Origin of the sequence: Sphaerisporangium aureirubrum (genome assembly GCF_042658925.1) — a bacterium.
Lineage (GTDB): Bacteria > Actinomycetota > Actinomycetes > Streptosporangiales > Streptosporangiaceae > Sphaerisporangium > Sphaerisporangium aureirubrum.
The window spans coordinates 1-21,752 of sequence record NZ_JBHSRF010000009.1; the positions used below are offsets into that span (position 1 = coordinate 1).

The window sequence follows — 21,752 nt, forward strand, 5'->3', positions numbered from 1 at the left end:
TGGCCGAGCAGACCGACGAATGGGTCGAAGCGCGCCGCTACATGGGCCTGGACGTACTGGCCAAAGCCCGCATCCGACTGGTCCCTGGCGACACACCAGCACCCAACCCGCTCCCGCAGACACTCACCGCTTAACCTGCAGGAACAGGATCACGCGAAGATCGACTCATACACCACGTCCGTGGACGTGACCCGATGTGCTCCCCGCGCACGCGGGGATGATCCCAACGAAGGGCATGTGCGAGAGCACCTGGAGCGGTGCTCCCCGCGCACGCGGGGATGATCCCAGACCTGCCCCTGACGCCACCCTCGCTGATGTGTGCTCCCCGCGCACGCGGGGATGATCCCAGTGAGGAGCGACGCTATGGCGAACCGCACATGTGCTCCCCGCGCACGCGGGGATGGTCCCGCGGCCCACTTCGAACACCTCGGCCTGGCCCTGTGCTCCCCGCGCACGCGGGGATGGTCCCGTGTGGGGTGGCTTGCACTAGTTCGCCCGAGTGAAGTCCATGATCCAGTTGATTTCCCAGGTGGACTCGCCGTCCCATGAGAACGCCTGCTCCCAGCGGCAGGAGGTGGGAGTGATCGCGGACCAGACGAACCGCACACGGATCGGCCGTCCCTCCCAGGTGTCGTCGGCGTAGAACAGGCCCACCCCGTCGTCCCCGAACCGCCCTACGCAGGGGATCGGGTCCATGCCCACCCTGCCGTCGATCCAGTGCAGCGACCACAGATCCGTCTTCGGGTCGTGGAGGCGTACGGTTGCCCCGCTGTAACCTTCCGTCGGGAACGTGATCTCATCGAAGTTGCCCGCGCCGCCGAAAAAGCTTTGGCTGATCGCCCTGGCGGGGTGCTCCACCCACTGGTCGTCGCCGACCCCGCGCTTGAGCAGCTTCAGGTTGTGCACATCCCAGGTGCCGACCAAGAAGTCGAAGTTGTTCATCTTCCCACCTCTCCGGCCGGGCTCAGGTCGGCCAGGTACGCGTCGAGATCAGGTTTGTCAGGTGCGAGCACGTGCCGTACGAACGAGGCTCGCTCGTGCTCCAGCACGGCCAGCTCCCACACACACCCCATGAAACGCTGGGCGTTGCGCACGAAGTGGGTGGGATCGGAGTCCGGGCACCCGAGCACAGGCTGACCGGCCGATGCCGTGTGCGTCTCCACCACGTTGTCCCATGCCCAGGTGTAGACGAGCAGGTAAGCGCCGGTGTCATCCCCCCGGTGAATCACGATCCACCCCGCAGGAGAATCATCGGCAAGAGGCGGCACGAGCTGGTCAACGAACTCCTCTGCGGCCTTCACCACCTCGGGCTCCAGCTCATGGCCCGCGCGGTCCACGTGATAGCACTTGTACGGGCGGCCGTTGATCCGCACGGGCCCGGCCGGCCGCATCTCCTTCTGGACGAATGTCATGCCCGCACGATAGAAGCGCTCCACTGACACGTAGTGTCAGCAAACATGCGAGCTTCCCGGCTTCTGTCGATACTCCTCCTCCTGCAGTCACGTGGCCGCATGACGGCGCGGCAACTCGCGGACGAGCTCGAAGTCAGCGTGCGCACCATCTACCGCGACGTGGAATCACTGCACACCGCCGGCATCCCCATGTACGGCGAGGCCGGTCATGATGGCGGCTACCAGCTGCTCGACGGCTTCCGCACCCGCCTGACCGGCCTGACCGAAAAGGAAGCCCAGGCGCTGTTCCTCGCCGGGCTCCCCGGCCCCGCCACTGATCTCGGCCTCGGCGCACTGGCCGCCGCGGCCGAACTCAAGATCGAAGCAGCCCTCCCACCGGACCTACGAGAAGGTTCTCGCTGCGTCCGCGAACACTTCCACCTCGACGCCCCCGGTTGGTATCACGACGGCGACCAAGCCGCCTACCTCCCCACCGTTGCCGACGCAGTCTGGAACAAACGCATCATTCAGGTTCTCTACCATCGCTGGCGCGACCCCCAGGAGGTCAAGCGCACGCTGGAGCCATACGGCCTGGTCCTCAAAGCAGGCAAGTGGTACCTGGTCGCCCGCTGCGAGGCAACATTACGTACATACCGTGTCAACCAGATCCTCGACCTCCACGTGACCGAGGAAACCTTCACCCGCCCCGCTGACTTCGACCTCGTCACCTACTGGCAGGATTACCTGATCGATTTCCGCGCCGGCCTCATCCAGGGCAACGCCATCATCCGCCTCTCCCCGGCCGGCCGGATACGCATGACCGAATGCATGAGCTCCCAAGTGGTCACCGCCGTGAGCGACACCGCCTCCACCCCAGACGACCTGGGCTGGATCACTGCGACAGTCCCCATCGAGTCGCTCACCCACGCCCACACCGAGTTCCTCAAGCTCGGCGCCGAATGCGAGGTGCTCGAACCCCCACCTCTCCGCGCAAAACTAACCGCAACCACAGCTGCCCTGTCCTTGCTGTACCCGTCCACGGACAGTTAGAGATTCGCTTCGGCATCAAGCCTCGTACGACCAGGGTGGCGGGAGGCGACCTGCTCGACGATGCCATACAGACAGGTCGGTGGGTTTGTTCGGCTCCGCCTGGTCCATGTTCGACTTGGGTGCCAAAATGACTCTGGTCGAGCTGGCGGTGCCGCGTCCAGGCGGCGATGCAGACGGAGATTCTTCCGGAATGCGGACCAACGAGTTCGATCAGCGAAGCCGCAGCAGCACCTATTGCACTCACAGATGGATACAGAGTTTTTCCCGTCTTCGCCACTTTCGTGCCTTAAGTCCGAACCTTCGAAAGTAATGAAAACTCACCCCCGTGCCGGATAAACGCGCAGGTCAGTGAGTGTGCTCCCCGCGCACGCGGGGATGGTCCCAACAGCTCGTTCACGCCGGGGGAGAGGGTGAAGTGCTCCCCGCGCACGCGGGGATGGTCCCACGGTGCACAAGGTCGGTGACATCCGCGAGCAGTGCTCCCCGCGCACGCGGGGATGGTCCGGACCTGCACCGCGAGGAACAGCGCGACCCGGAGTGCTCCCCGCGCACGCGGGGATGGTCCCCCGCCAGTAAGCCCACCTCGGCAGAGCCCGCCGTGCTCCCCGCGCACGCGGGGATGGTCCCCGGTCGAAGAAGACGGCCCACCGGGCCTCCAGGTGCTCCCCGCGCACGCGGGGATGGTCCCACTGCGACCAGGGCCGACTGGCCGCGGGCGCTGTGCTCCCCGCGCACGCGGGGATGGTCCCGAGGCCGGAGTGCTCGCCAACGCGGGCGCCGTGTGCTCCCCGCGCACGCGGGGATGGTCCTCACCCGTGTGGGAGACGATCAGGATCCGATCTGTGCTCCCCGCGCACGCGGGGATGGTCCCGAAATGGAGCAGTGCCAATGGCAGAGTACCGAGTGCTCCCCGCGCACGCGGGGATGGTCCCTGCGGGCGCTGCGTCCCGCTCTGGACGGCCTGGTGCTCCCCGCGCACGCGGGGATGGTCCCCGTGCGCTGAACATGTCGCGAAAACTCACGGTGTGCTCCCCGCGCACGCGGGGATGGTCCCGCTGACCGTGTAGTCGGCCACAGCGGAGTCAAGTGCTCCCCGCGCACGCGGGGATGGTCCCTCGTTGGAGTCCTTAGGAAGCGAGATCATCTCGTGCTCCCCGCGCACGCGGGGATGGTCCCCCGGCCGGGTTGCCCACGTCCAGCGACTTGGCGTGCTCCCCGCGCACGCGGGGATGGTCCCTCCGAGAGCGACGAGGGCGTGCAGCTCACCGTGTGCTCCCCGCGCACGCGGGGATGGTCCTCAAGAGGCGATCCGGGGCCGCCGCCGCCGGGAGTGCTCCCCGCGCACGCGGGGATGGTCCCACCCTGCTCGGCTTCGCCGGCACCGCGGCGACGTGCTCCCCGCGCACGCGGGGATGGTCCCTGACACGCCAGATCGATCACGCGCAGGAAGTTGTGCTCCCCGCGCACGCGGGGATGGTCCCACGACCCGCACGCTGGCGTGGAAGCCATTCATGTGCTCCCCGCGCACGCGGGGATGGTCCCTGCACGGCCATGCTGCCCGACCCCCGGCCGTGGTGCTCCCGCGCACGCGGGGATGGTCCCACCAGCTTCCCGGTCGGCGTCGCGGTGTCGATGTGCTCCCCGCCACGCGGGGATGGTCCCGGGCTGCCGCCCGTGGTGGACATCCGGACCTCGTGCTCCCCGCGCACGCGGGGATGATCCCCGCCTCGGCACGCGCGTCGTGCTGCACGGGTAATGCTCCCCGCGCACGCGGGGATGGTCCCCGCCTGGACTACAACGGGGACACGTTCCCCGTGTGCTCCCCGCGCACGCGGGGATGGTCCCAGCGCCACGGACGGCCCGACGGCGGCACAGGTGTGCTCCCCGCGCACGCGGGGATGGGGTCCCGCCGAAGTCGAGGCAGTGCCACAGAACCACGTGCTCCCCGCTCGTGCGGGCATGGTGGCATGGGAATTCCTCCACATGACTGTGAGTAGCTGGAGCAGCTCGGTGGGTTTTCGTGTCCTGATGACCGGATTATGCCGTCATATCGGATATAAATGAAATGGCATCATGAGTGTGCTTTTCGCTACTGGATGTCTCGGTCAGGTAAAGATCTGGTCGATGTGTAGGCAGTAGCTGAGGGGTATGGCGATAGAAAGCACGTATGAGCGAAGGAGCCTCACGGGATGCCCGGTTCGTAGACGGGCTATCTGATGCTGCGCGCTCAGTCTGGGCGAAGCATGATCGGGATACCGATGGGTGGTTGCCCTTGTGGCGGCATCTTGCTGATAGTGCCGCGGTGGTGGGGTTGTTGTGGGATTGCTGGGTTCCGGAGCATGTGAAAGCGCTGATTGCTGGGAAGCTTCCGGGTGGGGGTGAGGATGCGCGGCGGCTGATGGTGTGGCTCGCGATTACGCATGACGTTGGGAAGGCTACTCCGGCCTTTGCTTGTCAGGTAGAATCGCTGGCTGAGGCCATGCGTGCTGCGGGGCTGGATATGCCGCACTTCAAGCGGCTTGTCGATCGTAAGCTTGCGCCGCATGGGCTGGCGGGGCAGGTCTTGCTGCAGGAATGGCTAGCGGAGCGGTACGGCTGGACCAAAGCGAATTCTCCGCAGTTTTGCGTCATTGCTGGCGGTCATCATGGGGTGCCGCCGACCTTCTCCGACATTCACGAGGTGAATGGGCATTCGGAGTTGCTGCGGACGCCTGGGTGTGCCTCGATATGGCGAGGTGTTCAGTGGGAGTTTCTTGATCGGTGTGCGGAAATGACGGGGGTCAAGGATCGACTGGGGGAGTGGCAGGCGGTACGGCTATCTCAGCCGGTGCAGGTGCTGTTGACTGGGCTGGTTATCGTCGCCGACTGGATCGCCAGTAATTCCGACCTGTTTCCGTATTTTTCCGAGGCTCAGAAGAGTAGCGATGAGGAACGGGTGGAGGCGGCGTGGCGAGGCCTGGGTCTGCCGGCGCCGTGGAGTGCTTCGGCACCCGAGGGAGACGCGGCTGAGTTTTTCTCCGCTCGGTTCGAACTGCCGCCGGGAGCGCGTGTGCGGCCGGTGCAGGAGCGTGCGGTCGCGATGGCGCGGGCGTCTGTGGGGGCTGGGCTGATGGTGATCGAGGCGCCGATGGGGGAGGGGAAGACGGAGGCGGCTCTCGCGGTGGCGGAGATTTTCGCTACACGGGTGGGGGCCGGGGGGTGTTTCGTCGCGTTGCCGACCATGGCGACGGGGAACGCGATGTTTCCTCGGTTGTTGGACTGGTTGCGCCGGATGCCTGATGAGCAGGTAGGGCAGGGGCCGAGGTCGGTGTTGCTTGCTCATTCGAAGGCGGCGCTGAACAAGGACTTCGCCGGGCTGATGCGGGCCGGTGCGCGTGCGGTGCGTGGTGTCGAGCAGGATGGCGGTGGGGACGAGTGGGGGCATCGCGCTGATCGTCAGTGCGTCTCCGCCGAGTTGATCGCCCATCAGTGGCTGCGGGGTAAGAAGAAGGCGATGCTGGCCTCGTTCGTGGTCGGCACCATCGACCAGCTGCTGTTCATGGGGCTCAAGAGCCGCCATCTGGCCCTGCGGCACCTCGCGCTGGCGGGCAAGGTCGTCGTCATCGACGAGGCACACGCCTACGACACCTATATGAACGCCTACCTCGACATGGTGTTGTCGTGGCTGGGCCACTACCGCGTTCCGGTCGTCGTCCTGTCGGCGACACTGCCGGCCCGGCGTCGCCGTGAGCTGGCTGAGGCGTACGCGGGTGGCGCCGACTTCGCCGAGGTGGAGAAAGCGGACGGATACCCGCTGCTGACGGTCGTCGAGCCGGGCCGGCAGCCGGTGATCGAGACCGTAGGGCCCTCGGGCCGCGAGGTCCACGTGCATCTAGAGCGCCTGGGCGATGAGCTCTCCGAGCTGGGCAACCGTCTGGACGAGGAAATGGCCGATGGCGGTTGCGCCTTGGTGGTGCGGAACACGGTGGATCGCGTCCTGGAGACCGCCGAATACCTGCGGGAACGGTTCGGCGCGAAGCAGGTCTCGGTGGCGCATGCCCGCTTCCTCGACCTCGACCGGGCCGAGAAGGACGCCGACCTTCTCAAGCGTTTCGGCCCGACCGGCAAGAGCACCGGGGACAGGCCAACCAACCGGCATATCGTCGTGGCCAGTCAGGTGGCGGAGCAGTCCCTGGACATCGACTTCGACATCCTCGTTTCCGACCTGTGCCCCATCGACCTCCTGTTGCAACGCGTGGGACGGCTGCACCGGCACCGGCGAGGAGAAGGGGAGTGCGAGCGCCCGCTCCGGCTGCGTACGGCCCGTTGCCTGGTGACAGGCGCGGACTGGCAAACCGTTCCGGTCGAGCCGGTACGGGGGTCGCAGCGGGTCTACCGGAGGTACCCGTTGTTGCGCTCGGCCGCGGCGCTGGAGCCGTACCTCTCCGGCACAGCGGAGACGGGACATGTGGTGCGCTTGCCCCAAGACATCAGCCCTCTGGTGCAACTCGCCTATGGCGACGAGCGGATCGGGCCTCAGGAGTGGCACGAAGCGATGGACCTGGCGCGGGCCGGCCAGGAGAGCCATCACGCCGCGCAGACGGAGAAGGCGGAAAGGTTCCGGCTCAACGGCGTCGGCAAGGCCGGTCGAGCACTGATCGGCTGGGTGGACGCGGGCGTGGGCGACGCCGACGACACTCGCAAGGGCCGAGCCCAGGTCCGCGACAGCCAGGAGTCCCTTGAGGTGCTGGTCGTGCAACGTCGCGTCGACGGAACGTTGCGGACCCTCCCCCACCTCACCGAAGGGCGGGGCGCGCTGGAGCTCCCAACCGAGTCGGCGCCGGATCATCGGCTGGCACGCATCGTGGCCGCGTCCGGTCTGCGGCTGCCGTACCACTTCTCCATCCCGCAGGTCATGGATCGTGCCATCGAGGAGCTGGAGGCCGACTGCGTCCCGGCGTGGCAGTCCAAGGAGAGTCACTGGCTGGCCGGTGAGCTGATCTTGATGCTCGACGAGGATTGTCGGACCCAGCTGGCAGGCTACAACCTGCATTACACCCCCGACGACGGGCTGAAGGTGACCAGTGCCGAGTGAGCCAATCGCCCCGTCCTTCGACCTGACCGACCGCAAGTGGCTGCCGGTCCTGCGCGAAGACGGCACAGCGGACGAACTGTCCCTGCGCGAGGTCTTCGAGCAGGCTCATGCCCTGCGGCGGCTGGTCGGGGAGGTGCCCACCCAGGAGTTCGCCCTGCTCCGCCTGCTGCTGGCGATCCTGCACGACGCCATCGAGGGGCCGGAGGACATCGGGGAATGGCAGGAGCTGTGGGACGGCGGCCTCCCCGTCGCCCGCATCACCGCCTACCTGGACGAGTACCGCGAGCGGTTCGACCTGCTTCACCCGCAGACGCCGTTCTTCCAGACGGTGGACCTGCGCACAGCCACGGGCGAGTTCACCTCGCTGGAGCGCATGGTCGCCGACGTGCCCAACGGCGCGCGCTTCTTCACCATGCGCGCCCACGGCACCCCGCGGCTCACCTTCGCGGAGGCGGCGCGCTGGCTCGTCCACGCTCACGCCTACGACACTTCCGGCATCAAGACCGGCGCGGTGGGCGACCCCCGCGTCAAGGGCGGCAAGGTGTACCCGCAGGGCGTCGGCTGGGCCGGCTACCTGGGCGGAGTCTGCGCCGAGGGCGACAACTTACGCGAGACACTGCTGCTCAATCTCATCGCCTTCGACACCGAGAATCTCCGTCTCGCCCCCGAACGTGACCTTCCGGCGTGGCGGCGGCCACCGGCCGATGCCAGGCCCATGGACGCATTGGAGTCGAGCCGTCGTCCGGCCGGAGTCCGGGATCTCTACACATGGCAGTCCCGGCGAGTGCGGTACGCCTACGACGACGAAGGCGTGCACGGTGTGATCCTCGCCTACGGTGACGCTCTCACCCCGCACAACCGGCATGACCGCGAGCCGATGACAGGGTGGCGTCGCAGCGCGGCGCAGGAGAAGAAGCTCGGCCAGGCTCAGGTGTACATGCCCCGTGAACACGATCCGAGCCGCAGTGCGTGGCGTGGACTCGGCGCGCTGGTCGCCGGCCATACGCAGGGGGGCGAGCAGCGCGGCGAGGCCGCGGCGATCGTCCGGCCCCGGATTTTGGACTGGGTGGCCCGCACTACCGTCGAGGGCGAACTCCCCAGGAATTTCCTGATCAGAGCCCGGCTGGTCGGCGTCGTGTACGGCACCCAGCAGTCGGTCATCGACGAGGTCGTCGACGACGCCGTGACGATGCCCGTCGTGCTGTTGCATCAGCGCGACACCGACCTCGGTCATGCGGCGATCGGCGCCGTCAGAGACGCCGAGGGCGCGGTGAACGCCTTGGGCAGCTTCGCCGCCGACTTGGCACGCGCCGCTGGCTCTGAGGCCGAGCCGTCCGAGGACGCCGCGCGCTACGTCGGCTGCGCCACTCTGGACGAGCCGTTCTGTGCCTGGCTCGCCCGGCTGAACCCCGGTGAGGACTCGCAGAGACAGCGAGCGGCCTGGCAGACACAGGCTTATCAAATCGTCCGCCGACTGGGATACGACCTGATCAGGGGCGCGAGTGATGGCAGCTGGGAGGGACGTGTCATCAAAACCTCTAAAGGTCAGGAAATGTGGCTTAACGCCTCACAGGCGGAGTTGACCTTCCACACCCGGCTACGGAAGGCCCTGCCTGCCGCCATGCTGAACGGCACCAACCCCGAGCCGGCGTCCGGCCAGAGCGAGCAGCCCCCTGTGGAGGTTCTGTCATGACGTCACCCCCCGCTACGGATCGCCGGCCGACCACTGCGGTGATCCGCGAAACCACCGGCACATACATCTCTGGGCTGCAGAAGGGCTACCTCGCCGACCAGTCTGCCGCGGTGGCGGCACTGGCACAGCTTCGCCGAGGCGCGGGCAAGGTACCCGAGGAGGTGCCCGAGCTGTGGGGAGTGACCGGCATGGAGGGTCTGTTCGCCGACGACGAGGTGCCCGAGCAGGAGAAGGAACGCGCCGAAGCCGCTCACTTCCTCGCGGTGACTCTGTACGCGCTTCACCAGCAGTCCAGGCCCGAGCGAGGGATGCACCGCCACGGCGTGGAACTCGGGGCCGCCGTACGCCAACTGATGCCTCCCGGCGAGATCGACGACGCGATCCGCCGCCGGTTCGTCCGAGTGGGTACCGCCACCACCCCCGGCGCACTAGCGGACCGGTTGCGCGTGATCGTCACCCTGCTCCGCCGGGAGTCCCTTCCGCTCGACTACGCGCTTCTCGCGAGCCAGCTCTACCAGGCCCAGCTCCCGGGTGGCATGCGCAAGGTACGCCAGAGCTGGGGCCGCAGCTTCCACACCTACCGGCCGGCCAAGCCTGCCGACACCGACCGCCCCGAAGCCGACACCCCCGAAAAGGACGTGTGATGACCCGCACGCGGACGATCCTCGAAGTCCACGCCCTGCAGACGGTCCCGCCCAGCTGCCTGAACCGTGACGACACCGGTTCCCCCAAGACCGCCATCTACGGCGGGGTGCCCCGGGCGCGGGTCTCCAGCCAGGCGTGGAAGCGAGCCACCCGGCGCGACTTCCACAACCTGCTGGACCCCAGCGACCTCGGGGTCCGGACTCGCAGGGTCGCCGAGTTGCTCGCCGCGAGGATCACCGACCTCGACGGCTCGATCGAGCAGACGGAGGCGTGGGCCCTGGCCGCGGAGACGATCTACACCGCGACCGGCTCCAAGATCGAGCCCCCCAAGCGGAACGCGTCCAAGGAGAAGCAGGGCCCGCCACCCGCCCCCGAGTCCAAATACCTGATGTTCCTGAGCGCCCACCAGCTGGACGGCCTGGCGGAGCTCGCCGTCAAGGCCCACGGCGGCGGTAAGGACTACTTCAAGGACAAGGGCATCAAGGACCTGGCCAAGCAGCTCGCCAACAGCCGCCACTCCGTCGACATCGCTCTGTTCGGCCGCATGGTCGCCGACGGCGCGGACATCAACGTCGACGCCGCCGCGCAGGTCGCGCACGCCATCAGCGTGCACCGGGCGGAGAACGAGTCCGACTACTACACCGCGGTGGACGACTACAAGACGCGGGAGTCCGACGACCTCGGCGCCGGGATGATCGGCACCGTGGAGTTCAACTCCGCCACCCTTTACCGCTACGCCGCCGTCGACATCGATTTGCTTCGCAAGAACCTCGGCAAAGGACTGCGTGAGGACGAGCCGCTCACCGAGCCCGTCCGCCGGGCCGCGGAGGTGTTCGTCGAGTGCTTCCTGACCTCGCTGCCCACCGGCAAGGTCAACACCTTCGGCAACCACACGATGCCGGAGGCGGTAGTGGTGAAGCTACGTACGTCGCGGCCCATCAGCCTCGTAGGGGCCTTCGAGGAGCCGTGCCTCGCCGACCCGGACCTCGGTGGGCATATGCGCGAGGCGTGTGAACGGCTGGCCGAGTACGTTCCCGCCATCGAGGAGGCGTACGACGTCGCCCAGGACACACCTACCTGGGTCATGCAGGTGGGCAAGAGCACCAAGAGCGTGGAACACCTCGGCACCAAGCTGTCGCTGCGCGAACTCGTGACTGCCGTGGGCGCGGAGGTCGCCTCCCGGCAGGACGGCGCATGAGCGTCCTCGTCCTGCAACTCGCCGGCCCTCTGCAGTCCTGGGGGTCGTCCTCGCGCTTCGCCCGGCGTGGCACCGAGGCCTCGCCCACCAAGAGCGGAGTGATCGGGCTCCTGGCCGCCGCGCTGGGACGCGCCCGTACCGACGACGTGAGCGATCTCGCGGCGCTGCGCTTCGGTGTACGGGTCGACCAGCCCGGTACGCCGCTACGGGACTTCCAGACCGCGCATCATTTCGTCAGCGAAGAGAAGTTTCCGATCTCGGAGCGTTTCTACCTGGCCGATGCCGTCTTCGTGGCGGCGGTCGAAGGCGATGACAGTAACTTGATCGAAGACCTGCACCGGGCGGTGCGGGAGCCCTGCTTCCTGCCCTACCTAGGCCGCCGCTCCTGTCCGCCGTCACGCCCCGTGGATCTGAGTGTCCATCACGAACTCACGCTCAGCCAGGCATTGGACGACGAACCGTGGCGTGCCGCCCCCTGGTACCAGCGCCGCCGTCGCGGCGACGCCCACGTCGACCTGATGATCGTAGAAGAGGCCACATCCGCCGACGGCTCGGTGGACGCGCTGCGCGACCAGCCGCTCAGCTTCGACCCGCTGCACCGCCAGTACGCCCTTCGCGGCGTGCGCAGCAGGCGATGGCCGGTGCCCAACCCCGCGTTCAGTGCTCCCCGGAGCGCGCGTCCCGATCACGACCCGACGTCCGTACTGGGAAGTGCATGATGCATCTGACCCGTTTCCGGTTCAACACCGCGCGCGTCGGCGCCCGTCGCGTACTCTCCTCGCCGCACATCCTGCACGCCGCGGTCATGTCGTCCTTCGCCGAGATACCCCAGCCCGGCGAGGATGGCGCACGCGTCCTATGGCGCGTCGACCGCAACAGCAGGGCCGAGACGTATCTTTACCTCGTCAGCCCGGACAAGCCTGACCTCACGCATCTGGTTGAGCAGGCCGGTTGGCCCCATACCGGGGGCTGGCAGACCTTCGATTACGGAGGCTTCCTGTCCCGGCTCGCCACCGGAGACCAGTGGGCCTTCCGGCTCACCGCGAACCCCGTCCATACCGTCCGGCGCAACGACGATGAGCCCACGAAGCTGACCGCGCACGTCGGTCTGCACCACCAGCGAGACTGGTTGCTCAAGCGCCAGGAGAACGCCGGCTTCAAAGTGATGGAGAAGCCTGAGGAGCGGCGCCTTGCCCCCCAGGACGAACACGAACTCGTCATCCAGGACCGACGGCAACTCTCTTTCAGGAAGAGCCGCGAGAGCAAGCCGGTGACGCTGGTCACCGTCACCTACGACGGGCGCCTGCAGATCACCGACGCCGACGCATTCCGCCGCACATTGATCTCCGGGCTCGGCAAGGCCAAGGCGTATGGCTGCGGGCTCATGACCCTGGCCGAGGCATAGCAACCGTGAGCACCGTCGGCCGGCGCGGCGCGTCCTCGCCGCGCGAGCTCACCCGGATGGGCGACCGCATTTCTTTCATCTACTTGGAGCGGTGCACCCTGCACCGCGACGACAACGCCCTCACCGCCGAGGACGCCACCGGCGTGACCCACATCCCCTCCGCCACCATCGGCACTCTGCTCCTCGGCCCCGGCACGCGGGTAACCCACCAGGCGATGAGCGTGCTCGGTGACAGCGGCGCCGGCGTGGTCTGGGTAGGCGAACAGGGCGTGCGCTTCTATTCGGGCGGACGATCCCTCAACCGTTCGTCCGCCCTGGTCGAAGCCCAGGCCACCAAGTGGGCCAACCGCCGAACCCGGCTGGAGGTGGCTCGCACCATGTATCAGATGCGCTTCCCCGGCGAAGACGTCACCGGCCTCACCCGCCAGGAACTCCTGGGCAGAGAAGGCCGCCGCGTCAAAGACTGCTACCGCACCCACGCGCAGCGCGTAGGCCTGCCCTGGAACGGCCGCATCTACCAGCCAGGCGACTTCACCGCCGGCGACCCGGTCAACCAAGCCGTGACCGCTGCCGCTCAGTGCATGTACGGCATCGCCCAGACCACCGTGACGGCCCTGGGCTGCGCCCCCGGCCTGGGCTTCATCCACTCCGGCCACGAACTGTCCTTCGTCCTGGACATCGCCGACCTCTACAAGACCGAGATCGCCCTCCCGATCGCCTTCGACGTAGCAGCCGAAGACCCCGAAGACGTAGGCTCCCGCACCCGCCGCGCCATCCGCGACCACGTCAACAAGGCAGGCCTGCTCCGCCGCTGCGTAGAGGACATCAAACACCTCCTCCTCCCCGACACCCCGATCCAAGAGGACGCAGACCGCGTCACCCTCCAATCCGACCACGGCACCGAAGTGGAATCCGGCCACAACCACGCCGACATCTACGAGGTCGACTGGTGACGATAATCGTCCTGACCAACTGCCCCTCAGGCCTAAGAGGCTTCCTGACCCGCTGGCTGATGGAAATCTCCCCCGGCGTCTTCATAGGCTCCCCCTCAACCCGAATCCGAGAAGCGTTATGGACCGAAGTCCAGCAATACGCCAACACCGGCCGAGCCCTAATGGCCCACACCACAAACAACGAACAGGGCTTCACCTTCGCAACCCACGACCACAAATGGCACCCCCTAGACCACGAAGGCCTAACCCTAATCCACCGCCCCAAAGACACCCCCAAGGTAGCCGCCACACCCCCACCCTCCGGCTGGAGCAACGCCTCCAAACGCCGCCGCTACCGCAAAAACTGATCGCTCCCTTAAATCATGATCCAACTGTCGCCTTCACATCCTCTTAAGCGGCTATGCCCTTATAGTCCGTTCTGTCCTGCCGATAAGACATTAGAGGTATTTACCCCTCCGGGCCGGAAAGGCCCGACTCGATGAAAGTAATAAAAATAGGCACCTGTGCCAGATAGACCCGCAGGTCAACGAGTGTGCTCCCCGTGCACGCGGGGATGGTCCCGGAACCTCGGGATGAGCATCGCCCCTGAGCGGGTGCTCCCCGTGCACGCGGGGATGGTCCCTCAGCACGGGCGCCGGTGCGCTGTGGCCCCGCGTGCTCCCCGTGCACGCGGGGATGGTCCCCGAGCCCGTGAGGGCGAAGTCCCGGTCGCCGTGTGCTCCCCGTGCACGCGGGGATGGTCCCGGGCTCCCCGTGGTGACGACCATCGAGTCCGTGTGCTCCCCGTGCACGCGGGGATGGTCCCTCGCTTCCCGCGCTCCGCGATGCCAACCGGGAGTGCTCCCCGTGCACGCGGGGATGGTCCCGGCTGTGCCCGCGTGCCCGGGTGGTACACCTGGTGCTCCCCGTGCACGCGGGGATGGTCCACGACCACTTTCTCGCCAACATCCAGAAGAACGGTGCTCCCCGTGCACGCGGGGATGGTCCCATCCCGGCGTTCGGCGGCCGGAGCCTGGTGCTGTGCTCCCCGTGCACGCGGGGATGGTCCTGGAATTTCACGATCTTCGCCTTTTTCGGGATGTGCTCCCCGTGCACGCGGGGATGGTCCCACCGATCCCTACCTCGCGCTCTCCCTGGAGAAGTGCTCCCCGCGCACGCGGGGATGGTCCCACGACGGACCTGTACACCGTGCTCGTGACCGGGTGCTCCCCGCGCACGCGGGGATGGTCCCATTTCGGGTGCTTCCGCGCGGCGCGCGTAAAGTGCTCCCCGCGCACGCGGGGATAGTCCCGCGCCGTATCCGTGCCCAACGATCCGGGCCCTGTGCTCCCGCGCACGTGGGGATGGTCCCTCCCGCTGCGACCGTAGGACGTCAACGGGCGAGTGCTCCCCCTGAGCACGCTGGGATGCTTGCGGGACGGATCATGATCGATGTTCGCGGGGGATTGACCGCGCCTCGGTGAAACGGGCGAGCGCCGCCAGCCACATGCGACCGTCCGGAAGCGGGAAGCTCTACTGTGTTGGCGTGGCCGGGTACCCGAGATGAGATGGCTGGCTGAGTGCTCGGCCGGTTCGCTCGGCGAGGCACTGCAAGCCGTGGCGCCGGAGCTGAGCGGATATCCGATCGCGGTCTCCCTGACGGCAGGCGGCGACCCGCTGTGGCATAAATCCAGCGTGGTCATCGGTGAGCAGTTCATCGTGAAGTTTGCGTGGTCGCGTCCGGCGGCGCTCCGCCTGGCGCGCGAGATCAGCGTTCTGACCGCGCTGTCGCGCGAGCCGGTGGTCCCGTTCCTGCCCGAGGTCGTCGCCGGCGGCACCGACCCCCTGCTTTTGATCACCAGGCGCGTGCCGGGGAAGTCCCTGTTCGAGATCGTCGATTCGATCGACAGGGACCTCGCCGGAAGGCAGCTCGCTTCGTTCCTGGCGGCCCTGCACCACCCTTCAGTCCGCGAGCGCGCCGGAGCCGCCGTCGACAGGCTCACCGTAGTGGAGCTGCCGCCGGCCACGACGGGCACCTTGCGCGACCAGTTCGGGCGATGGGCCCGGCCGGATCAGCGCCGGGCCGTCGCACGCTGGTGCGACTGGGCCGACACCACGCTGGCCTCCCCTGGCCCGGCCGTGCTCGTGCACGGCGACCTGCACGGCGACAACCAGGTGTGGGACGGTGACCAGCTCCGGCTGGTGGTGGACTTTGAGACCGTCGCAGCCGCCGAGCCGGAGTACGAGCTGCGTGCCCTTCCCGGTCCGGGGATGGGCCCCGGCGTGGAGCTACTGACTGCCACCATGCGCCACTACCAGCAGTTCACCGGCCGCCAGTTGTCCCGTGAGCGGGTCATGGCCTGGCATCTGCGCAACGCCCTCGGCGACGCACTGTGGCGCAGCGAAGCCGGCATCCCGCTGCCGGATCACCGGACGCCACCGCAGTGGATTGACGACCTGGCGGCGCGCTTCAGCGCACTTGGCATCGACCCCGAGGCGCCACCACCTATCCAGGAGAGGACCCGCCGCGCGAACCAAGATCCCTGAGATCCTTGACCTCAAGTACGTTGATCTCAAACGCACCGCTCCTCTCGCGGCAAGCCGTCCCAGTGCGGTCATCTCTCATGAACATCGACTTCACCGGAATACGGGTGCGGTCACTCCTGACGAGCAACTGCGGTCAGCGCTCGCGAACAAAGCCAGGACGGTCCCAATTGGCGGCTGCTCCGCGCCGCCCGTGGGATGAGTGCTCCTCGCGCACGCGGGGATGGTCCCGGGCAGACCCGTGCCATCGGGCGGTACTTCCGGGGAGATCAGTAAGGCAGATTTGCCTCCTCTGCGATCTCCATGATTCTGCGACGGCCTTCGGCTCGCTGCTCGCGACGGGTCTGGAACTCCAGCAGGTCTGTGAGGCGTATCAAGCGGTGGCGGCTGTCAGGAAGATGCCGGGAGGGGATCTCGCCGTCGTTAAGGAGTCGGGAGACGAAGGGGCGCGACAGGCCCAGCAACTGTGCGGCCTCTTGTGGGGTGAGGAGGGTTTCCAGTGGCAGGGCCAGTACGGCGTTGCCTGCCGCGAGATCCTCGGCGACGGCTAGGACCAGCCGCACAAGTCCTTGTGGCAGGACGATGTCGTGGCCACCGGACTCGCGGAGTACCAGTTGCGCACGCGGATGGGTGGTTTGCAGTTCGGCGAGTACGTCATGGTCGGAGCTGACAGGTTCGACATGAGTGGCACGAGCCAGGACGCCGGTACGGGCCATGACCACCTCACGATGCTCAGCGGCTATCTGCAACAAGTGTAACCACAGCTGGGTTCGGTCTTCCGGAAATCGGCCACCCGAGCACCGGGGCGGTAGCCCAGTGGTCAGGTTTCGACGGATGTGGCTATGGAGCGGGCGGTCACTCTCGATAGGTGGTTTTTGAAGGTCTGTGCGGCGTCTGGTGTGCGGGAGCGTAGGGCGGCCATGGCGGTCAGGATGACGTCGCAAAGCTCGCTGTCTACGTCCTCCCAGGTGTGAGTGATGCCTTTGCGTGGGTTGTGGCCGTAGACGCCGTCTATGGCGTCAGCTACTTCGCCGGCTTCGCCGACCACTTTCATTAGGCGGAGCAGTAGCTCAACGTCGGCGGGTTGTGTGGTGTGGGTGTCGAGCCAGGTCACGAGGTCCTCGATGGGCTGCCAGATGTCCAGGGTCATGGGCGTGAGGCTAGCGCGGCTGGTGGGGCGATGGTTCAGAACAGCTCTTGTTGGGTGGTGGGGGTTGGGGTGTGATCACCGGGAGTGGGTGAAATTGAGGGTCATGGCGGAATGGTCGTTAAAGGCTTCAGGGCCGGATCGGCAGCTGTGCAATTAGTCGCAGTGGTGATGTGGATGGCTAGGCGGTGGATGTCATGGGGTGGTCGTAGCGGTGGCTGTTGCACGTTTTTGCCGATCCAGGAGTATTGGTTGCCGTCGGGGTGGAGTAGGCGCAAGGCGTCGATCAGCGTGGCTTCGATGAGGTGGCGATAGGCATCGTATTCGAAGGGCTGGAAGAGGGATATCTGGGTTGGCGGGTTGGTTCGAGGATGTTGAGATCGCCGGGGAGGATGAGGGGGATATCGGCGGTGGCCTTGCAGATAGCGACGACGACAAAAGTGTCGAGGAAACGGCGTTTACACTCGATCTTGGCGGGTCTGGCGTCGCGGGAGGGATGTAGACGCTTGCTACGCGGACCAGGCCCGCTGGGGTGGTGATGATTAGGGACGCCACCCGCTTGGCGACTTGGGTCACAGTGTCGAGCCAGGTGTCAGGGTAGGTGGGGGAAGCGAGAGATGATCATCGTGACGTCAGGTGCGGTCTGTTGGTGCCTGGGAAGTGTTAGAGGTGTTTGCCTCTCCAAGGCGGGAAAGTCTGATTCGATGAAAGTAATAAAAACAGGCCCCAACGCCAGATAGACCCGCAGGTCAGCGAGTGTGCTCCCCGCGCACGCGGGGATGGTCCGTCCGGGGTATCAATCGGGGCGCTGACCCCCTCGTGCTCCCCGCGCACGCGGGGATGGTCCCTAGGTCGTTGCGATGCGTCAGCCCAGAGGCGTGTGCTCCCCGCGCACGCGGGGATGGTCCCTCGGAAGTTCGACGCGGCGCCGAAAGTGCCGCGTGCTCCCCGCGCACGCGGGGATGGTCCCGGCGCCGCGCGCAGCATCGACCGGGGGGCGAAGTGCTCCCCGCGCACGCGGGGATGGTCCCTCACCAGCAGCGGCCTGACCAGCAAAGAGCAGGTGCTCCCCGCGCACGCGGGGATGGTCCCATGGCGACCCTCAGCGCGAGGGGGGTTGCCGGGTGCTCCCCGCGCACGCGGGGATGGTCCAGCGCCCTGCCATTCACCCAGCCCGCCAGCGGAGTGCTCCCCGCGCACGCGGGGATGGTCCCTGGGTCAACCCGGACTGGGCCATGGCGGTGCCGTGCTCCCCGCGCACGCGGGGATGGTCCCCTGTACTCCTGGCACAAGACCGGCGGCTTCGAGTGCTCCCCGCGCACGCGGGGATGGTCCCTGGCACGAGGACCAGAGAGACGAAGGGCCCAGGTGCTCCCCGCGCACGCGGGGATGGTCCCTGACGTGCAAGCGCAAGCAGGTCGCGCTCGAGGTGCTCCCCGCGCACGCGGGGATGGTCCATAACACGGCGCGTGTGGACGCGTCAGGTATTTCGTGCTCCCCGCGCACGCGGGGATGGTCCCCTTCAGGTCAGCCGAACCGAGGTGCCGCACGTGTGCTCCCCGCGCACGCGGGGATGGTCCCGAGGGTGTCAAGGGCGAGTTCTCGTCGGTCGTGTGCTCCCGCGCACGCGGGGATGGTCCTCGCGGAGCTGGAGAGGCTGCCCGAGGGCACCTGTGCTCCCCGCGCACGCGGGGATGGTCCCTAGCACCCAGGGCGGCCCGATCGGGGGACGGAGTGCTCCCCGCGCACGCGGGGATGGTCCCACGCCCGTGTCCAAACCGTTGATCGCGTCGGCGTGCTCCCCGCGCACGCGGGGATGGTCCCGGCACCTCCGCCGACCTGTCGGGGTACGACTCGTGTTCCCCCCGCACGCGGGGATGGTCCCGGCTACGACTACAGCGTGTTCGCGCTCCCCTTGTGCTCCCCGCGCACGCGGGGATGGTCCCGAGCGCGAGCTCGACGCGCTGCTGCACGGCCGATGCTCCCCGCGCACGCGGGGATGGTCCGAGCACGACCACGACCACGGCCAGGCCGCCGCCAACCAGGTGCTCCCCGCGCACGCGGGGATGGTCCCGGGACGCACACCGACGGACGACGGGACGCGCCGTGCGGTCGTAGCCGCGTAGGGCGGGGCAGATTGCGGTGAAGCCTTCGGTTACCAGGCGGGGGGCCTATTTGGTGCCAGGTGGCGGAGGTTCTTGGGGGGCCGTGTAGGAGGAGGGCCGGGGGGCCGGTTCCGGTGTGGCGGACGAAGACCGGTGAGTCCTTGAGTTGGATCGCTTCGGTGGTGAAGCCCTCGGACATCGGTGTCCTTCCGGCTGGTGGGGTGGGGTGTCCAGGGTCGAATGCCCTGGGGGGCGTCGGAATCGTTGCTGGGGGCGTTGGCAAGCAGCTGGGCATGGGTGGGTACGCATTGCGTAGGTGATTGATCGCTGTGGGTGTGGGGGAGGCAAGATCTTTGGGTAGTGATCGTTCCGGCTACAAGCACTCTCAACAGGGGGAACATCCATGCGTCGACTCTTCGTTGCTGCCGCTGTGACCGCGCTGCTCGGGATTGGTGTCCTTCCGGCGCATGCCGGGGCCGGCTCGGTGCCGCCGGTTGCCAAGCCGTGTGCGGGGGACCTGCCGGGGGACACCGTGCATCTGGCCAAGACCGTCGATCTGCTGACCTTGCCGGCTGGTACGTGGATCGACATCCCGCTGGAGGTCACCCTTCCGTTGCCTGGCAGCTATGCGCTCGACGCGAACATCCATGGACGGGTCTGGGGGAAGCCTCCGTTCAACACGCTCATCCGGGCGCGGCTTTTCAATGTCACGGCGAACTCCGCCGTGCCGGGGAGCGTCCGGACCGTTGTTCATGTGGCCGATCAGAACCCGGCTCGAGATGAGATCGGCCGGCGGGAGACTGCGCCGATCAATGAGGACATTCTTGTGACCGGGCCGACGGCCATCCGGGTGCAGGTCCTCTGGGCCAACCTGGAGGGGGCGGCCGCCATCGCCGAGATTCTCAATGACGAGGGCGGGACGTCCTCGTTGCGTTTCGTGCGGATCTAGTCGCCGGACGGCATACGCCCCGTCCTGCCGTCGTGATCGGGCGGGGCGGGGCCTTCGCGGGGGCGGATTGCTATCGCGATTTCGGCGCGGGGCGGATTTGATGGGGGGCGTCGCAGAAGACCGGTAGTTACGGAGGAAAGTCATGTTCGCTCCGAAGTCCTCCATCGACGACGTCCTCATCGCCGTGGCTCAGCAGGAGGTGCCGGTCAATCGGACGGTGAATCTCGGGCCGGTGCAGGTCGTCGTCAAGCATGGGGATGTGGCGCGCTGGAACGAGACGCAGGTGACGGACACGCTCGGGCGGCTCTTCAAGGCGGGGGGGCAGGATCCGGCTCTGGCTCTGGGGCTGACGGATCGGCAGTTGCGGTTATGGCTGGTGTACGCGGCCAATATGGTGCTCGGGAATCCGGGTGCGGGGTTCGATGTGAAGAAGGCGTTGGCGTGGCTGGTGGCCAACGTCGGCAAGGTGCGGCCGGTGATGCCGTCGCCGTCCGGGCGGGAGTTCGAGCTCATGGTGCTCGGCCGGACGGGGTGGTTGCGGGCGGCGTTGCGGGCGAGCGCGCAGCGGTTGACGCAGGGGGAGCGTGACCGGGTCGTCGCACTCTACGGGCCGCCGCCGTCGGGGGCGCAGGGCGGGCAGGGGGCGCCGCTCAAGGGGGAGGTGCTCAAGGAGCTTCTGCCGAAGTTGTACGCGCACATGGCTGATCACGTTCGGCAGTGGATGCGTCCGGCGGAGGTGCCGGCGGCGTATCAGCGGCTGGGGGACTTCAAGGCGATCGCGGAGCTGGCGCAGTTCACGGCGTGGGAGATGCTCCAGCCGTACGCGGCGGCCAACGAGAACAGCCCGTTCTTCACGGGGTTCGACTATTTCGACAACGTCTTCGACAAGACGGCGACCATGCCGAGTGACGAGGACATCGTCAAGCATCTGATGAATCGCGCCCATCTGCTGGGGGAGGACGACTCCGCGGGGCAGTCGATCTTCGCTGCCGCCGCGTACGACGCCACCCGCCAGGAGGACAGGGTCTTCCTGTGGGACCTGCTGAGCAAGTGGATCATCGAGGACAAGCCGAGGAGGGCCGCGGTCTTCTTCTGCCGGCACATCGGGTCGAACTCCCACGGGCAGCCGGGGGGCGGGGTCGGGCTGGTCACCGAGTTCAAGACCGATCGGCCGCAGTCGGAGCATCGGTGGGAGCTCGTCGAGGTGATCGTGCACGAGATGGTGCACACGCTTCTCCACCCGGACATCAAGCTGAAGTCGGGCAAGGTCACGAGGCCGCTGGTGATCCTGGAGGGGTTCGTCGAGGTGGTCACCCGGGAGGTGTTCAACTGGATGATCGACCACGGGGACGAGGGGACGACGGCACGGCTCATGATCGGGGTGTCGGGGGACCTGGTGAAACCGAAGAGGAAGGTGGCTCTGGGCTACGCGCAGAACGGGGTGCACGCGGACGAGATCTTCAAGATCCTCGGGCGGGAGCGGTTCCTCACCGCGTTCATGACGGGGGACACCGATCTGCTCGGGCTGCCAGCCTGAGCTGCGGACCGGGGTGAGCGCGGCGGGGCCGGTGCGGTCCCGCCGCGCTCGTTCGCGGATCAGTGGATCAGTGGATCAGCGA

16 protein-coding genes, 1 pseudogene and 4 CRISPR repeat arrays are annotated in these 21,752 nt (G+C 67.2%); of the genes and pseudogenes, 13 read left to right on the top strand and 4 right to left on the bottom strand.

Annotated features, from left to right (window positions below; all coding sequences use genetic code 11):
- Window positions 1-134 (top strand): annotated as a pseudogene (locus ACFP1K_RS09130) (IS256 family transposase); the annotation flags it as partial.
- Window positions 135-486: 352 nt separating this feature from the next.
- On the opposite strand, the gene ACFP1K_RS09135 reads toward ACFP1K_RS09130, so the two are convergent.
- Window positions 487-942 (bottom strand): hypothetical protein, encoded by a 456-nt coding sequence (locus ACFP1K_RS09135; protein WP_380749030.1) that lies wholly within the window; start codon window positions 940-942, stop codon window positions 487-489.
- Window positions 939-1,412, bottom strand: a complete 474-nt coding sequence (locus tag ACFP1K_RS09140; protein WP_380749031.1) for a hypothetical protein — start codon at window positions 1,410-1,412, stop codon at window positions 939-941. Before ACFP1K_RS09140 ends, ACFP1K_RS09135 begins: the two co-directional genes overlap by 4 nt.
- A 45-nt stretch (window positions 1,413-1,457) precedes the next feature.
- Between ACFP1K_RS09140 and ACFP1K_RS09145 the strand changes: the two genes are divergently transcribed.
- The 10 genes from ACFP1K_RS09145 to ACFP1K_RS09190 all read left to right on the top strand — a co-directional run bounded on the left by ACFP1K_RS09145 (window position 1,458) and on the right by ACFP1K_RS09190 (window position 15,935).
- Window positions 1,458-2,441, top strand: coding sequence for a helix-turn-helix transcriptional regulator (locus tag ACFP1K_RS09145; RefSeq protein ID WP_380749034.1), 984 nt, complete (start codon window positions 1,458-1,460; stop codon window positions 2,439-2,441).
- Between the two features lie 354 nt (window positions 2,442-2,795).
- Window positions 2,796-4,044: a CRISPR direct-repeat array (repeat unit 29 nt; unit sequence GTGCTCCCCGCGCACGCGGGGATGGTCCC).
- A 564-nt stretch (window positions 4,045-4,608) separates the two neighbouring features.
- Window positions 4,609-7,515: a CRISPR-associated helicase Cas3' gene (gene cas3 / locus ACFP1K_RS09150; RefSeq protein ID WP_380749036.1), complete on the top strand. Its 2,907-nt coding sequence runs from the start codon at window positions 4,609-4,611 to the stop codon at window positions 7,513-7,515.
- Window positions 7,505-9,208, top strand: coding sequence for a type I-E CRISPR-associated protein Cse1/CasA (casA, locus tag ACFP1K_RS09155; RefSeq protein ID WP_380749038.1), 1,704 nt, complete (start codon window positions 7,505-7,507; stop codon window positions 9,206-9,208). The genes cas3 and casA overlap by 11 nt, the downstream gene beginning before the upstream one ends.
- On the top strand, window positions 9,205-9,852 hold the full coding sequence (gene casB, locus ACFP1K_RS09160; protein ID WP_380749040.1) for a type I-E CRISPR-associated protein Cse2/CasB: 648 nt from the start codon (window positions 9,205-9,207) through the stop codon (window positions 9,850-9,852). Before casA ends, casB begins: the two co-directional genes overlap by 4 nt.
- The gene (cas7e, locus tag ACFP1K_RS09165) at window positions 9,852-11,051 is read left to right on the top strand and encodes a type I-E CRISPR-associated protein Cas7/Cse4/CasC (protein ID WP_380749042.1); all 1,200 of its coding nucleotides are present in this window, start codon (window positions 9,852-9,854) and stop codon (window positions 11,049-11,051) included. Before casB ends, cas7e begins: the two co-directional genes overlap by 1 nt.
- Complete coding sequence (cas5e, locus tag ACFP1K_RS09170) at window positions 11,048-11,770, top strand: type I-E CRISPR-associated protein Cas5/CasD (RefSeq protein WP_380749044.1); 723 nt, start codon at window positions 11,048-11,050, stop codon at window positions 11,768-11,770. Before cas7e ends, cas5e begins: the two co-directional genes overlap by 4 nt.
- The gene (gene cas6e / locus ACFP1K_RS09175) at window positions 11,770-12,456 is read left to right on the top strand and encodes a type I-E CRISPR-associated protein Cas6/Cse3/CasE (RefSeq protein WP_380749459.1); all 687 of its coding nucleotides are present in this window, start codon (window positions 11,770-11,772) and stop codon (window positions 12,454-12,456) included. Before cas5e ends, cas6e begins: the two co-directional genes overlap by 1 nt.
- A 5-nt stretch (window positions 12,457-12,461) precedes the next feature.
- On the top strand, window positions 12,462-13,409 hold the full coding sequence (cas1e, locus tag ACFP1K_RS09180; RefSeq protein WP_380749046.1) for a type I-E CRISPR-associated endonuclease Cas1e: 948 nt from the start codon (window positions 12,462-12,464) through the stop codon (window positions 13,407-13,409).
- Entirely contained in the window at window positions 13,406-13,756 is a 351-nt protein-coding gene (gene cas2e, locus ACFP1K_RS09185; protein WP_380749048.1) for a type I-E CRISPR-associated endoribonuclease Cas2e, read from the top strand. Before cas1e ends, cas2e begins: the two co-directional genes overlap by 4 nt.
- A gap of 185 nt (window positions 13,757-13,941) precedes the next feature.
- A CRISPR array of direct repeats spans window positions 13,942-14,700; the repeat unit is 29 nt; unit sequence GTGCTCCCCGTGCACGCGGGGATGGTCCC.
- A gap of 251 nt (window positions 14,701-14,951) precedes the next feature.
- Window positions 14,952-15,935, top strand: coding sequence for a phosphotransferase family protein (locus tag ACFP1K_RS09190; RefSeq protein ID WP_380749050.1), 984 nt, complete (start codon window positions 14,952-14,954; stop codon window positions 15,933-15,935).
- 266 nt (window positions 15,936-16,201) lie between these two features.
- Here the strand turns inward: ACFP1K_RS09190 and ACFP1K_RS09195 are convergent, their stop codons facing one another.
- Window positions 16,202-16,648 (bottom strand): helix-turn-helix domain-containing protein, encoded by a 447-nt coding sequence (locus tag ACFP1K_RS09195; protein WP_380749052.1) that lies wholly within the window; start codon window positions 16,646-16,648, stop codon window positions 16,202-16,204.
- Window positions 16,649-16,752: 104 nt separating this feature from the next.
- Window positions 16,753-17,082: a MazG-like family protein gene (locus ACFP1K_RS09200; RefSeq protein ID WP_380749054.1), complete on the bottom strand. Its 330-nt coding sequence runs from the start codon at window positions 17,080-17,082 to the stop codon at window positions 16,753-16,755.
- Window positions 17,083-17,837: 755 nt separating this feature from the next.
- Window positions 17,838-18,661: direct repeats of the CRISPR family, unit length 29 nt; unit sequence GTGCTCCCCGCGCACGCGGGGATGGTCCC.
- A 91-nt stretch (window positions 18,662-18,752) separates the two neighbouring features.
- Window positions 18,753-19,153: direct repeats of the CRISPR family, unit length 29 nt; unit sequence GTGCTCCCCGCGCACGCGGGGATGGTCCC.
- 434 nt (window positions 19,154-19,587) lie between these two features.
- Here ACFP1K_RS09200 and ACFP1K_RS09205 point away from each other — a divergent pair.
- The gene (locus ACFP1K_RS09205; protein ID WP_380749056.1) at window positions 19,588-20,133 is read left to right on the top strand and encodes a hypothetical protein; all 546 of its coding nucleotides are present in this window, start codon (window positions 19,588-19,590) and stop codon (window positions 20,131-20,133) included.
- 142 nt (window positions 20,134-20,275) lie between these two features.
- The gene (locus ACFP1K_RS09210) at window positions 20,276-21,670 is read left to right on the top strand and encodes a hypothetical protein (protein WP_380749058.1); all 1,395 of its coding nucleotides are present in this window, start codon (window positions 20,276-20,278) and stop codon (window positions 21,668-21,670) included.
- Window positions 21,671-21,752 lie beyond the last annotated feature (82 nt).

Coding starts and splice junctions, on each gene's coding strand:
- ACFP1K_RS09200 (WP_380749054.1), bottom strand. CDS start 17,082: ATGACCCTGGACATCTGGCAGCCCATCGAGGACCTCGTGACCTGGCTC.
- cas7e (WP_380749042.1), top strand. CDS start 9,852: ATGACCCGCACGCGGACGATCCTCGAAGTCCACGCCCTGCAGACGGTC.
- ACFP1K_RS09140 (WP_380749031.1), bottom strand. CDS start 1,412: ATGACATTCGTCCAGAAGGAGATGCGGCCGGCCGGGCCCGTGCGGATC.
- cas6e (WP_380749459.1), top strand. CDS start 11,770: ATGCATCTGACCCGTTTCCGGTTCAACACCGCGCGCGTCGGCGCCCGT.
- cas3 (WP_380749036.1), top strand. CDS start 4,609: ATGAGCGAAGGAGCCTCACGGGATGCCCGGTTCGTAGACGGGCTATCT.
- ACFP1K_RS09195 (WP_380749052.1), bottom strand. CDS start 16,648: ATGGCCCGTACCGGCGTCCTGGCTCGTGCCACTCATGTCGAACCTGTC.
- casB (WP_380749040.1), top strand. CDS start 9,205: ATGACGTCACCCCCCGCTACGGATCGCCGGCCGACCACTGCGGTGATC.
- ACFP1K_RS09135 (WP_380749030.1), bottom strand. CDS start 942: ATGAACAACTTCGACTTCTTGGTCGGCACCTGGGATGTGCACAACCTG.
- ACFP1K_RS09205 (WP_380749056.1), top strand. CDS start 19,588: ATGCGTCGACTCTTCGTTGCTGCCGCTGTGACCGCGCTGCTCGGGATT.
- ACFP1K_RS09145 (WP_380749034.1), top strand. CDS start 1,458: ATGCGAGCTTCCCGGCTTCTGTCGATACTCCTCCTCCTGCAGTCACGT.
- ACFP1K_RS09210 (WP_380749058.1), top strand. CDS start 20,276: ATGTTCGCTCCGAAGTCCTCCATCGACGACGTCCTCATCGCCGTGGCT.
- cas5e (WP_380749044.1), top strand. CDS start 11,048: ATGAGCGTCCTCGTCCTGCAACTCGCCGGCCCTCTGCAGTCCTGGGGG.
- ACFP1K_RS09190 (WP_380749050.1), top strand. CDS start 14,952: ATGAGATGGCTGGCTGAGTGCTCGGCCGGTTCGCTCGGCGAGGCACTG.